The sequence below is a fragment of the Pseudoalteromonas sp. CF6-2 genome (assembly GCF_021729425.1).
In the GTDB taxonomy this organism is placed as follows: domain Bacteria; phylum Pseudomonadota; class Gammaproteobacteria; order Enterobacterales; family Alteromonadaceae; genus Pseudoalteromonas; species Pseudoalteromonas arabiensis.
Genome location: NZ_CP091443.1, coordinates 158,542 through 172,016, shown reverse-complemented (window position 1 = coordinate 172,016; position 13,475 = coordinate 158,542). Strand labels below are relative to the sequence as shown.

Below are 13,475 nucleotides of genomic sequence, written 5' to 3'. Positions count from 1 at the left end.
ACTAAAACTTTAAGGTGGAAAGTGAGTCGTACGTTAATACTTTTGTTATTTTTGTTCTGTTTTACAACTGAGAGTGTCTCTCAACAGAGCCATGAAAAGCAGATTATTGTCGCAGCAAGCTCATTTTTACCTCCTTACATTGTTAAACAATCGAACAGCGGTATTCAAATTGAGATTCTAAAAGCAGCATTACAAGCACAAGGTATTACTGAACTCGATATACATTATATGTCTAACAAACGCGCTGAGCAGCTGTTATTGCAAGGTAAGGTTGATATTGTTCTTAACTTTCCTCCGATGGCAATAGCGGGGATCCATAAAAGCGAGCCGCTTGTTATGTATCAGAATGTAGCTCTTAGTTTGGCTAGCAACGAATTTATTATTAAATCAATTTTTGATCTTGCAGGTAAGAGTGTCTTAGCATTTCAAAATGCTGTTAATTTTATCGAGCAACCGTTTAAGTCGGTAACAGAAAACTTGGCTTCCTATGATGAAGTAGTAAACCAACAGGCACAAGTCGATCATCTAATGAAGGGGTGGGTTGATGTTATAATAATGGATCGACGCGTATTTCTCTTTTACTTAGAAAAGTATAAACAATCCAACAAGGTGCTTCCTTTTGTTGTTCACCCTATATTTAAAGAAGCCCCAAGACCGGCATACTTTTCTAACAAAGCACTTAAAGATAGCTTTAATCTTGGTTTAGATAAGATTATTGCATCAGGCGAATATCAAGCAATTATCCGCCTAGATGGCACTGAATATGCGCAGTTACTCCGTCCTGAATCACGCAAATAAAGCAACTGTTTGGCGACTTAGCGCTATGAGTTTTCCGTCCTGACTCCAAATACAACCATCTTCTAGGCCATAACCATCTTTACTGTGGTGAGTGATTGCCTCATAACCAATCCACGCATCATGCGCGATGTTCGGTTCCTCAACAAATTCAAGGTACCATGACATACTACTTGCTGGTGCAGGTTGCTTATACATTTGTAATAGGGTTGGTGGCCAAGCATCAGCAAGGGCAATGATTTGTGCCTCATTCATTTGCTCGGGTGTATGTTTTAATTTCATCCAGCCACTTAAATGCGAGGTGTCAGCAGCAGAAAACGGCATATTACCGTCTTGTAAGCACAGTGCTATATGTTGAAAAAATGCAGGCATTTCTCCTTCTTTGTAAGGCAGGGCAAAACGCTCATCGACAGGTTTAAGCTGCATAGTTTTAGTTACATCAACACGTACAGTGGATTGGCGCTTAGCACCAAAACAGGCTTGAGTAATAATACAGACATCACCATCTTGGATTATTCGAGCAAGTACTTGTGCGCTGTTTTTACCTTCGCGCAAAACTTCAACATCAATGGAAAAATCAGTATCAGCAATTAAAGGTCCTACAAAGTTAGTACTTAAAGACAGTAAGCGACGAGAGCTATTAATATGTTGACGCATCGCTTGATATAATAAAGCGGCTGATAACCCGCCAAAGGCTGTACGACCCTGACACCAGTTTTCTGGGAACTGCATTACTTTTGTTTTGTCGCAGCCTAGTTCACTTGCTTTGGCGAGTAATTGTTCAAAATGCATAACTTTCCTTAACATTTATTATTATATTATTGGTTATAGCATAGCAAAAGTGATCAGACCAGTTTGCTTCCCTGCAATGAAGCTAAGAAAACACCTCTTTTTGAGGAAAAAATGCCCATTTGGAAAATATTTCAAAAAAAAGTAAATTTTTTTCATTTTAATAGTTGAATTCAGTTTGTTGCACCCCTATTTACTAGTCATCGAACGTTTTAACGAATTTTGAAGTTGGAGAAGATTCATGGGTAGAATTATTGGAATCGATTTAGGTACTACTAACTCTTGTGTAGCAGTACTAGACGGTGATAAAGCACGCGTTATCGAAAACGCGGAAGGCGATCGCACAACACCATCGATCATTGCATACACGCAAGACGGTGAAACATTAGTTGGTCAACCTGCAAAACGCCAAGCAGTAACTAACCCAACTAACACATTATTTGCAATCAAGCGTCTAATTGGTCGTCGTTTTGAAGACGAAGAAGTACAACGCGATATCGGTATCATGCCTTTTAAAATTGTAAAAGCTGATAACGGTGATGCATGGGTTGAAGCACGTGGCGAGAAACGTGCTGCACCACAAATTTCGGCAGAAGTGCTGAAAAAAATGAAGAAAACAGCAGAAGATTTCTTAGGTGAAGCGGTTACTGAAGCAGTAATCACAGTTCCTGCATACTTCAATGACTCACAACGTCAAGCTACTAAAGATGCTGGACGTATTGCGGGTCTTGAAGTTAAACGTATTATCAATGAGCCAACTGCCGCTGCACTTGCATACGGCATGGATAAAAACAAAGGTGAAAACGTTGTTGCAGTATACGACTTAGGTGGTGGTACTTTCGATATCTCTATCATCGAGATCGACGAAGTTGAAGGCGAGCACACGTTTGAAGTTCTAGCAACTAACGGTGACACTCACTTAGGTGGTGAAGATTTCGATAACCGTGTTATCAACTACTTAGTTGAAGAGTTCAAGAAAGACCAAGGTATCGACCTTAAAACTGATCCACTTGCGATGCAACGTGTTAAAGAAGCGGCTGAAAAAGCGAAGATTGAACTTTCTTCTGCACAGCAAACAGAAGTTAACTTACCGTACGTGACTGCTGACGCAACAGGTCCTAAGCACATGAACGTTAAAGTTACTCGTGCAAAACTTGAGTCACTTGTTGAAGACTTAGTCACTAAGTCAATTGAGCCACTTAAGCGCGCACTAGCTGATGCTGATTTATCAGTAAACGACGTAAATGACATCATCCTTGTTGGTGGTCAAACACGTATGCCTTTAGTACAAAAAACAGTTGCTGAGTTCTTTGGAAAAGACCCACGTAAAGATGTTAACCCAGATGAAGCAGTTGCAGTAGGTGCAGCGATTCAAGGTGGCGTACTAGCTGGTGACGTTAAAGACGTACTACTACTTGACGTATCTCCGTTATCGCTAGGTATCGAGACTATGGGTCAAGTAATGACAGCTCTAATCGAGAAAAACACCACGATTCCTACTAAGAAATCGCAAGTTTTCTCAACAGCGGAAGACAATCAATCAGCGGTAACGATTCACGTACTACAAGGTGAGCGTAAGCGTGCAAGCGATAATAAATCTCTAGGTCAATTTAACCTAGAAGGTATCCGCCCAGCACAACGTGGTACACCTCAAATCGAAGTAACTTTTGATGTTGATGCTGATGGTATCTTACATGTATCTGCAAAAGACAAAGATACAGGTAAAGAGCAGAAGATCACAATCCAAGCTTCTTCAGGTCTAAGCGATGATGAAGTAGAGAAAATGGTTCGTGATGCTGAAGCACATGCTGAAGAAGATAAAAAATTCGAAGAGCTAGTAGCGACTCGTAACCAAGCTGATGCAATGGTTCACGGTACACGTAAGCAAATCGAAGAAGCAGGTGACGCGTTACCAGCTGAAGATAAAGAAGCAATCGAAGCTGCGCTTACAGAGCTAGAAACGGCGATTAAAGGTGATAATAAAGAAGAGATTGAAGCGAAAACTCAAGCTCTTGCTGAAAAATCACAAAAGCTAATGGAAATTGCACAAGCTAAAGCGCAACAGCAAGGCGGTGCAGATGCTGGTGAGCAACAATCATCTACTAAGCAAGATGATGACGTTGTTGATGCAGAGTTCGAAGAAGTGAAAGACGACAAGTAATTGCTCGTAACGCTTCTGCCTAATTTAAAACTAGCTGCTTTGTTGTGCTATTTAAGTTAGGATGAATCATTGAGGCGCGCCAGCGAATTCGCTTGACGCGCCTTTTGCATGTATATAGATGGTAAACTCTGTTTGCCCTCATGCAGTAAAACTGCATTAAAAAGAGTAGTGTGATACATATGTCAAAAAGCGATTATTATGAAGTTCTCGGCGTAAGCAAAGATGCAAGCGAACGAGACATCAAAAAAGCGTATAAGCGCTTAGCGATGAAATATCATCCAGACCGTACCGCGGGCGATAAAGAACTTGAATCAAAGTTCAAAGAAGTAAAAGAAGCTTACGAAGTACTGACTGATCCGCAAAAACGTCAAATGTATGATCAATACGGTCACGCCGCCTTTGATCAAAATGGCGGTGGCGGTCATGGTGGCTTTGGTGGCGGTCACGGTGACTTTGGTGATATTTTTGGCGACGTGTTTGGTGATATTTTTGGTGGCGGTGGCCGCCGTCAATCTCGCCAACAACGTGGTGCTGACCTACGTTACAACATGGACCTAAGCCTTGAAGAGGCAGTTCGTGGTAAAGATGTAGAGATTAAAGTGCCAACTTGGGTTAGCTGTAAACCATGTGATGGCAGCGGTGCAAAAGCGGGCTCTAAACCAAAAACCTGTACTACCTGTCATGGTGCTGGTCAAGTTCAAATGCGTCAAGGCTTCTTTGCTGTGCAGCAAACGTGTCCAACTTGTCAGGGCACAGGTCAGATTATTTCTGATCCATGCGACAGCTGTCATGGTCAAGGTCGCGTAGAAAAAACCAAAACTTTATCTGTTAAGATCCCTGCGGGTGTAGATACGGGCGACCGTATTCGTTTATCTGGTGAAGGTGAAGCAGGTATGCATGGTGCCCCAGCAGGTGATTTGTATGTTCAGGTCTCTGTTCGTGAACACCCAATTTTCCAACGTGATGGTAATAATCTTTATTGTGAAGTCCCTATTGGTTTCACCACGGCTGCATTAGGTGGCGAAATTGAAGTCCCCACACTGGATGGTCGAGCAAAACTTAAGATCCCTTCAGAAAGCCAAACGGGCAAAATGTTCCGTATGCGCGGTAAGGGTGTGAAATCGGTTCGCAGTGGTGCGCAAGGCGACTTGATTTGTAAAGTGGTCATTGAAACGCCTGTTAACCTAAACGATCGTCAACGTGAGTTGCTTGAAGAGCTTGAGCAAAGCATGGGGAAAGATGGTTCGAAAAACCGCCCTAAAGAGAAAGGTTTCTTTGACGGTGTGAAGAAGTTTTTTGATGATTTAACTAAATAAATTTGGTTAGTTAATAAAAAGGCGCTTACTGATAAGCGCCTTTTTTATTACTAAAAAATTAATCTAGTAGTTTAAAATATTCAATTTAGAACCACGTAGTAGTCGCTATTAGCTAAGCATCTGCAAAGTGTTACGTCGTCATCATATTGAGTTTTTTGTATTCTGCCTTTTTCAATTCCGAGTAACTGACATTTATTCTGACAATCTACAAAAGCATTCCATCGTATATATTCATTGCACACAAAGTTAATAGCGAAGAAAAAAGTTAAAAGAATGAATATTTGCTTTAACCAATACAGAGTATGTGATTTCAACATGACAATTGTCCTAAAACGATTGGTTCTATTAGTCTAGTTGATTATAAAATTCATATCCTAGTACGATTCGTTCTTTATTAAGAATTTTATGTTATGTTGAACAAAATGATTACAGAGTAACTTTTGGACTAGAATTAATGACACCAGCAATCAACTTGTTGAAGAAAAAAGGAATTAAATTTGATGTGCTTTCTTATGAGCATGAGCCAAATCAAAAGCAGTTTGGACTAGAAGCCGTTGAGAAATTAAATTTACCCGCAGCACAGGTTTTTAAAACCTTAGTTGTCGAAGACAATACTCAGAACCTATTCGTTGCCGTGGTGCCTGTGAGCCAACAGCTTAACCTAAAAATGTTAGCTAAGTTTGCGGGAGTAAAAAAAATAGAGATGGCTGCGCAACAAGCTGTTGAAAAATCAACTGGCTACATTCTGGGTGGAGTAAGTCCGCTTGGACAAAAAAAACAACTAAAAACCTATATTCACACTAGCGCAAAAAGCTTTGAAAGCATTTATGTATCCGCAGGTAAACGTGGGTTAGAGATTGCCTTAAATCCAAAAGATCTTATGACTTTAACGCGAGGTCAATACGCAAATTTTTAAGTAATAATTTAATCTAGTTTTTAATATTGTTGATCATTGTTGTCGCTGTTGATATGAATTCAGTTATTTGTGTTTCAGTTAATCCTTCACAAAGCTTGGAATCAACCTGTTTCTCTGCAATTTGTAAGCGTGAAAACAGGGTTTTACCTTGCTCAGTAAACGACAAAATCAAGCAGCGCTTATCATTTTTGTCGGCACATTTAGACACCAATTCTAGCTTTATAAGCTCTTTTACCAAGCGTGCTATTTGCGCTTTATCACGCCCCGTTTTGGCAACAATATCGTTCGCAGTGCAGTGCTGTGTTTCAGCAATAATGTGCAAGCAGCGTACATGCAATGCGTTAAGGCCAAGCTCATTGGCATTAATTGCTTCACGTACAGTAACACGGTAACTTTGTGCCAGTGTAAATAAAGCAGAAGAAAGAGAGGTTTGTGGCATGGTCCACCTAGTTGTAATTAGTTGACAAAGTCAATTAAAAGCGTATAGTTGACTATATCAACTATTGGGGCGTTGTGCAATTTAACCAGCTAGGAGACTAACATGGCTAGAAAAGTTCGTTGTGCAAACGTATTAAGTACTACACGTATTTCCCCGCATCTACAAAGAATTGTCGTTGGCTCAGACGAGTTTGCAGATTTCCCTCAAGATGCAAAAGGTGCGTATGTAAAGGTCTTATTCCCGCATGCCGGTGAATCTAAGGTTGAACTTGATTTACACGCTGAACACCCTGCATTAATGCGCTCTTATACTATCCGCGATATTAACCCTGTGAACGGTGCCATTACTCTCGACTTTGTGGTTAACCAACATCAGGGTGTTGGAACCAACTGGGCACAAAGTGCGGTAGTAGGCGACGAGGTAGGTATTGCAGGCCCAGGGCTTAAAAAACTCACTGATTTTACGCAAACACATTATTTAATGCTGGCAGACTTAACCTCTGTAAATGCAATCAATGGTTATTTACAAGCCTTTCCACAAGATGCCACTGTCGATGCCATTATTCATGTAGCTGATAAAGCAGATATCATTGAGCTTGAGCAAATTAAAGCACACACCCAACATAGTGTTGAATGGTTAGTTACAGATGAGCCAGAAACCGATCTGCTCGACCAAGTAACACGCTTATGTGCAGGTTATAACACGCAACCTATGGTGTTTATGGCATTAGAAGCAAACTTGGTTAAGGCAATTCGCCGTTTAGTGACAAGTAGTTTTGAAATTGACCGTGAACACATTGTTGCATCGGCCTATTGGAAACGTGGAATTGATGCTGATGGCCTAAAGGTGGAAAAACAGCAACAAAGCCGTGCCTAATTAGCATTTGAAAAATAGCCGTTCGCTCTCATTAACTAACTATAAAGAGTTAGATTTTGGAGAGTGAATGTCAGACCTTACCAACACGCCTTTTTCATTGCTTGAACTGAGCCCAATGAAAGAGCACGAAACAGTTTCGCAAACACTAGCTAATAGTGTTAGTTATGCACAAACAGCCGACAAACTTGGTTTTAATCGGTTTTGGATGGCAGAGCACCACAATATGCGTGGTATCGTTTGTGCTGCAACCTCAGTATTGATAGGTCACATCGCAGGAAAAACTCAGAATATTCGCGTAGGTGCGGGTGGGGTGATGTTACCTAACCACCCACCGCTGGTTGTTGCTGAGCAATTTGGTACCCTAGAAAGTTTATACCCAGGTCGCATTGATTTAGGTCTAGGCCGTGCCCCAGGTAGTGACCCAATTACCAGCCGTGCCTTACGTCGTGACGAACAACGCGCTGAGCACTTCAATGATGAAGTAACTGAACTTCAAGGTTTACTTGGCCCATATAAAGGTGATTCTCCTGTACGCGCAATTCCAGGTGAAAACACCAATGTCCCTATCTGGTTACTGGGCTCAAGCCTTTATAGTGCTGGGCTTGCAGCTAAAAAAGGGTTGCCATATGCATTTGCAGGTCATTTTGCACCGCGCTTTGTTGAAGATGCCATAGCTTTGTATCGCAGAGAGTTTCAACCATCGAAGGTGTTAGATAAGCCATACGTTATGCTTGGCTTACCGGTTGTTGCAGCTGATACTGACGAACAAGCACAGTTTTTAGCAACCACCGCAAAACAACGTATTTTAGCACTTATGCGCGGCAAACCACTTTGGCTTAAAGAACCTGTTCAAACTATGGAAGGGTTATGGACAGCACAAGAAAAAATGCAAGTTGAAAACTTTTTAGGGCTTTCAGTTGTCGGTGATCAAGCGAGTGTTAAGCATAAGCTGAGTATGATTAAACAAACGCTACAGGTTGATGAGTTTATCTTTACAAATGACCTGTATGAATTGAGTGACAGGCAACATGCGCTGGAGTTATTAGCAAGTATCATGCACTAATACGGATTGGCCAAATAGTGAATGCGTGTAATGAATTTTATGCGCATTACTTAAGTCCTAGCACTCATTTTGTAAACGGTTTTATAGATTGAATCAATTTAATTATTCCGTTTTAAGGATTGAATTTAACTTTATACAATACATTTATTAACCATTACCCTAGGAAGGTGCACCGTGAAATCTCAAAAAATTGCCGCAGTAGAACCACAAACAAAAACAGCATTAATCGCTGAGGGTGGTGGGCAACGAGGGATTTTTACCGCAGGTGTACTCGATGCGTGGTTAGAAAATAATTATGACCCATTCGATTTATTCATCGGCACATCAGCAGGCTCACAAAACTTAACAAGTTATTTAGCGCGTCAAAAAGGCTACGCAAAACGTTTGATCAGAGGGCTTTCTCGTCATAAACGTTTTTTTCAACTTGGCCGCGGGCTGTTTGGTAAAAGCATTGTCGATCTTGATTGGTATTTTGACAAAACCAAAGAAGTAAACCGTGCCTTAGATTTTAAAACAGCAACACAAAGCCTAGGTAATCGCGAGCTGTTGATCACAACGACTAATGCCGCTGACCGTAAACCCTATTACTTGAGTCCAAATGGTGAAGACATGCAATGGTTGGCCCTACTAAAAGCATCAAGCGCATTACCTTTTTTATATAAAGATGGTGTTAACTTAACTCCTTGGTTAACAACCAAAGCCGCAAATGATGCCATTATTCAAAGCTCTAATACTGATTTAGTGCATGATATGTATTTAGATGGTGGCCTAGCTGCACCTTTACCCGTGAAAGAAGCCTATAATCGTGGTGCCCGCGATATTGTGGTTATTCGTACTGTTGATGAAAACTTTCAAGTGCAATCTGAATGGGTTAATAAGCTAAAGACACTCGTTCGCGTATCAGGCTATTGCCCCAAAACATTTGATTACCTTGTTCAGCACGAACAAGCATATCAAGATGAGCTTGATTTTATTGCAAAGCCGCCAAATGATGCCCGTATCACACAAATTTTTGCAGGCGATAAACTACGCAGTAAGCTACTAGGTAGTACAGATTCAGACCTTCGTTATGATCATAAATTAGGTTTAGCAGCAGGCCGTGCATTTCTACAACAACAATTGCTAAATTAGTAGAGAGCATACTTGGTTAATTAATCTCACTGCCTACTTGAGATATCTGTAAATAAAGTTAAAGTGGTTAGCTATTCACTTTTTGTGATTTTTTATTAATAAGAACAATAAAGGCTGCCATGTTTAACACCGCTGTATCAACAATCAATGGTCTTCTTTGGGGAGAGGGCCAAATTCTTATTTATATTCTTCTGTTTGCCGGAATCTGGTTTTCGGTAAGGCTAAAAGCGATTCAGTTGGTTAAGTTTCGCCATATGTTTAGCTTATTAAAGTCGAGTAGTAATACAGACAAAAACTCAATTAGCTCATTTCAAGCTTTATGTACTGGTCTTTCAGCCCGTGTTGGAACAGGTAATCTTGCAGGGGTTGCCGTTGCTATTTCGTTAGGTGGCAGCGGTGCAATATTTTGGATGTGGGTGATTGCCATTCTTGGCATGGCTACTGGCTTTGCCGAAAGCGTACTTGGGCAAGTCTATAAAGTCAGGGATGCCAACGGCGAGTTTAGAGGCGGGCCTGCTTATTATATTCAACAAGGATTAGGCAGCAAAGCACTTGCGGTGTGTTTTGCCTTTTGCTTGTTCCTTGGTTATGGCTTTACATTCAGTGCCATGCAAACGAATACTATTACCGATGCTCTCAATTATGCATTTGAAATTCCAACTTTGTATTCAGGTATTGTGATCACAATACTGGCAGGCTCTATTATTTTAGGCGGCTTTAAAGCAATCGCCCGCTTTGCTGAACGGATTGTACCAATCATGGGCATTTTATTTGTACTCGCCGCAATCATAATTACTTTAATGAATATTGGTAAAGTGCCTGCAATGATCGAAGATATTTTACTTTCAGCCTTTGGCTTACAAGAAGCCGGTGCAGGGGCTATGGGCGCAGCAATTAAAAATGGTATTCAGCGAGGGCTCTACTCCAATGAAGCCGGAGCGGGTAGTGTGCCCCATGCATCAGGCTGTGCTTCACCAGTACCTAATCATCCGGTCACTCAAGGATACATTCAAATGCTTGGGGTGTTTTTCGATACCATTGTGCTGTGTAGTTGTACTGCGGTGATTATTTTATTAGCTGATATTGATATTAGTGGTGAAATGGAAGGAATACGCTTAACTCAATCTGCTATGACAGCACATATGGCCGCTGGTGGCATTTACTTTGTAGCAGCTGCAATTTGTTTATTTGCCTTTACTTCTGTGGTTGCAAATTATGCCTATGCAGAAAGTAACCTTCATTTATTTAAACTAGATAATAAACTCGGCCGTGGTATTTATATCTGTTTATATTTATCAATGATGATTTGGGGCGCATCGGCCACCATTAAACAAGTGTGGGATCTTGCCGACATTGCATTAGGTTTAATGACAGTGGTGAACGTTATCGCTATCATACGCTTAACGCCAACCATCTTATCTGTGACAAAAGACTACCATAGTCAACGTGATGCAGGCCAAGAACCCATTTTTGATTCTGAAAAAGTACAGGTTCAAGGTCAAACAGAGCAAGGTATTTGGCGAAAGTAATCTAAAACAACAACGAGAAAAGTAACCATGATAGATATTTACGCTGGGCCAACTGCTGCAAAAGTAATTCAAGAGCAAGGTCTGTCTGCCGATTTGTTTAATACCTTTTTAGGGCCAAGTGGCGGACCCAAATGGTTTACATTATTTGGTTTGGATAAATATCTATTTGGTGAATTTTTTAAAGACCGTAGCACGCCTTTAAACTTATTAGGATCAAGCGCTGGTGCATTTAGATCTGCCTGTTTTGCACAAAATGACCCTGTTGCTGCAATATCTCGATTAGCAAAGTCATACTCTGAAACACGATACTCATCAAATAAAGCAAAACCCGAAGAAATAACTACAAAAGCTCGTGAGTTATTACGTTATGTATTTGCTGAAGATGGTATTCATGAAATCATTCATAACCCTATTTTTAAAGCCCACTTTATAGTTGCAAAATCGAATGGTTTTACAGCATCAGAAAACAAAGTGATTCAGTTAATGGGTTTATCTAAAAGCTACTTAGTCAATAGAATGAATAGGCGTTTGTTAAGTAAGCAATACGAGCGTTATGTGTTTCAAGCGGCGGATAGTCAGTTATCGTTTTCAGATAACAATACTTTCAATACCCATACTATTGAACTCAGCGAAGATAATTTAGCCGATGCTTTACTTGCTTCGGGGTCAATCCCGTTAGTTATGCAAGGCATTAAAAATATAATAGGAACACCGCCTGGTATATATCGTGATGGTGGTATCATCGATTATCACTTTGACCTAACTATTCATAATGACGGACTTATTTTATATCCACATTTTAATAACAACCCTAAAGCAGGGTGGTTTGATAAAAGCTTAAAGCGCGGTATAACCCCGAGTAACTATGATAACGTGGTGATGATCACTCCATCAGCCGAATTTATTGATACACTACCTTATGGAAAAATCCCTGATCGTAAAGACTTTACTGAGCTTGATGCTGATACACGGATTAAATATTGGCAACAAGTGCTTGATGAAACTGAGCGACTTGCTAATACTTTTGATGAAATTTGCATGCATAAAAAGCCATTAATGATAAAAAATATTACTTAAGAGTCTCTTTTTGAAACTGCTCCTTCTTTCATATATTTCTATAGTGATAGAGTATTAATATTAGTCAAACTTAATGTTGGTTTGCATATTTATTCATTTTGGCGGGAGGGGAAACGCAGTGTCTAAATTGATCCATTTTAAAAAACCTCGTTAATCAAGTAACGTAAAACGAATGCAGTTAGTAACTAAAACGGGTAATATTAATTAGGTTTTCAGAAAACTAGTATGGTACTTGGTAACTTGATTTGTTAACTAGCGACCCGCCTTTGCGGTATCGTAGATAGCTCATAAATTACGGTACGTAACAATGAAGAAAAGGGCGAAAAGCCCTTTTTTATTATTTAGTTATAGGTTCTGTCACTTTTGACAGTTTGGCATTGTCATACTCTCAATTTGGCAAGATGGGACAATACTCTCTCATTTTCAATCGATTACTTTCTGTTGGCTCTTTACGATATTCATCTGTGAAAAATTTACAAACTTTGTCATGATACTTAATTATTTCAAATGGTTTTGGTTTCGCAGGTGGTTTGTAGGAAGGTTTATAACTTGGAGCCTGAACCTTTTTAGACAATGAAACTTGTTTAAAAGCATTAGTTGTAGCATCTGAAACAAGTTTAAGTTGATACATAGTCCAAGCTTGGTCAACAAACCAAATGGTAAGACCGGATAAAGTTAAACAGGCATATAATTTTAAGTAATTTAATTGCATAACTAGTCCTTTAGTAAAGTTTCAAATTATAATTTACCGAGAAAATAACCTAGAATAAGACCAGCAAACGTGAAAAATGAATTCGTAGCCAAATCTTCCTTTTTTCGTATAAAAAAATTATCAGTATCATTTTTCATAATAATCTTGACTTTTTGATTGCTTTTAAATGAAAGGATAATAAGTAAAAAAGAAAAAAATACCGTCAAAAAAGTGTAAATTGAGAAACCATAAAGTATAGCACTGTAAGTGACTAAGAAAGATGATGGAATGTAATAAACCCCAAAGCTGATTGGATGGTTATTAAAAGAAGTAAACCAATTTCCTGTATTTAAACTTAATGAGCTTATTGCAAAAGTGGCAATAGCTTGCCCTAAAATTGAAGTTGAATTATAGATTACTTCAGAATAATCTACACCTAGACGTATTGAAAACATACCACTGCAAGATATGCTTATACTCTGAATCCCAATGTTTTTTACATCATCAGATTCTTCCAAATCACTTGAAGAATCTAATATGTTAGATGAACCATCTTTTAATGCAGTGTGTATGATTAAAACTTTACCTTCTGGCAATTGTGATTCAATTCGACGTATACAATCAAGTAAATTTCGAAATGAAACATTACAACTAAAAATTGACTCAGAGATATCTCTTGAAAAAGACAAAAT

The 13,475-nt window shown here is 39.6% G+C and carries 13 protein-coding genes; 9 read left to right on the top strand and 4 right to left on the bottom strand.

Translation table 11 applies throughout. The features are described 5' to 3' along the window. The first annotated feature begins 21 nt into the window (after window positions 1-21). Window positions 22-798 carry a transporter substrate-binding domain-containing protein gene (locus tag L3Q70_RS17495; RefSeq protein ID WP_237115573.1) on the top strand — a complete coding sequence of 259 codons (777 nt, stop codon included), beginning with the start codon at window positions 22-24 and terminating at the stop codon, window positions 796-798. Here L3Q70_RS17495 and L3Q70_RS17490 read toward each other — a convergent pair. Next, entirely contained in the window at window positions 787-1,587 is an 801-nt protein-coding gene (locus L3Q70_RS17490) for a thioesterase family protein (protein ID WP_237115572.1), read from the bottom strand. The two genes, L3Q70_RS17495 and L3Q70_RS17490, sit on opposite strands and share 12 nt — an antisense overlap. 238 nt (window positions 1,588-1,825) lie before the next feature. On the opposite strand from L3Q70_RS17490, the gene dnaK reads away from it, so the two are divergent. The 3 genes from dnaK (at window position 1,826) to ybaK (ending at window position 5,977) form a co-directional block, all read left to right on the top strand. Then, window positions 1,826-3,745 carry a molecular chaperone DnaK gene (gene dnaK / locus L3Q70_RS17485; RefSeq protein WP_062567899.1) on the top strand — a complete coding sequence of 640 codons (1,920 nt, stop codon included), beginning with the start codon at window positions 1,826-1,828 and terminating at the stop codon, window positions 3,743-3,745. A gap of 179 nt (window positions 3,746-3,924) precedes the next feature. After that, window positions 3,925-5,061 carry a molecular chaperone DnaJ gene (dnaJ, locus tag L3Q70_RS17480; protein ID WP_062567898.1) on the top strand — a complete coding sequence of 379 codons (1,137 nt, stop codon included), beginning with the start codon at window positions 3,925-3,927 and terminating at the stop codon, window positions 5,059-5,061. 454 nt (window positions 5,062-5,515) lie between these two features. Continuing rightward, window positions 5,516-5,977, top strand: a complete 462-nt coding sequence (ybaK, locus tag L3Q70_RS17475) for a Cys-tRNA(Pro) deacylase (RefSeq protein WP_237115571.1) — start codon at window positions 5,516-5,518, stop codon at window positions 5,975-5,977. Window positions 5,978-5,990: 13 nt separating this feature from the next. Here ybaK and L3Q70_RS17470 read toward each other — a convergent pair whose 3' ends face one another. Continuing rightward, entirely contained in the window at window positions 5,991-6,416 is a 426-nt protein-coding gene (locus L3Q70_RS17470; protein WP_062567895.1) for a MarR family winged helix-turn-helix transcriptional regulator, read from the bottom strand. Between the two features lie 102 nt (window positions 6,417-6,518). Between L3Q70_RS17470 and L3Q70_RS17465 the strand changes: the two genes are divergently transcribed. From L3Q70_RS17465 to L3Q70_RS17445, 5 genes are all read left to right on the top strand, one after another. Further along, on the top strand, window positions 6,519-7,292 hold the full coding sequence (locus L3Q70_RS17465) for a siderophore-interacting protein (RefSeq protein WP_237115570.1): 774 nt from the start codon (window positions 6,519-6,521) through the stop codon (window positions 7,290-7,292). A gap of 67 nt (window positions 7,293-7,359) precedes the next feature. After that, window positions 7,360-8,355: an LLM class flavin-dependent oxidoreductase gene (locus L3Q70_RS17460; RefSeq protein WP_237115569.1), complete on the top strand. Its 996-nt coding sequence runs from the start codon at window positions 7,360-7,362 to the stop codon at window positions 8,353-8,355. A 174-nt stretch (window positions 8,356-8,529) separates the two neighbouring features. Further along, window positions 8,530-9,486 (top strand): patatin family protein, encoded by a 957-nt coding sequence (locus tag L3Q70_RS17455; RefSeq protein WP_237115568.1) that lies wholly within the window; start codon window positions 8,530-8,532, stop codon window positions 9,484-9,486. 119 nt (window positions 9,487-9,605) lie between these two features. Then, the gene (locus tag L3Q70_RS17450) at window positions 9,606-11,015 is read left to right on the top strand and encodes an alanine/glycine:cation symporter family protein (RefSeq protein ID WP_237115567.1); all 1,410 of its coding nucleotides are present in this window, start codon (window positions 9,606-9,608) and stop codon (window positions 11,013-11,015) included. Between the two features lie 27 nt (window positions 11,016-11,042). Then, a complete protein-coding gene (locus L3Q70_RS17445; RefSeq protein ID WP_237115566.1) occupies window positions 11,043-12,092 on the top strand; it encodes a patatin-like phospholipase family protein in 1,050 nt (349 codons plus the stop codon). A gap of 388 nt (window positions 12,093-12,480) precedes the next feature. On the opposite strand, the gene L3Q70_RS17440 is transcribed toward L3Q70_RS17445, so the two are convergent. After that, window positions 12,481-12,804: a hypothetical protein gene (locus tag L3Q70_RS17440; protein WP_237115565.1), complete on the bottom strand. Its 324-nt coding sequence runs from the start codon at window positions 12,802-12,804 to the stop codon at window positions 12,481-12,483. 26 nt (window positions 12,805-12,830) lie between these two features. Next, the gene (locus L3Q70_RS17435; protein ID WP_237115564.1) at window positions 12,831-13,472 is read right to left on the bottom strand and encodes a hypothetical protein; all 642 of its coding nucleotides are present in this window, start codon (window positions 13,470-13,472) and stop codon (window positions 12,831-12,833) included. Between the last annotated feature and the right edge of the window lie 3 nt (window positions 13,473-13,475).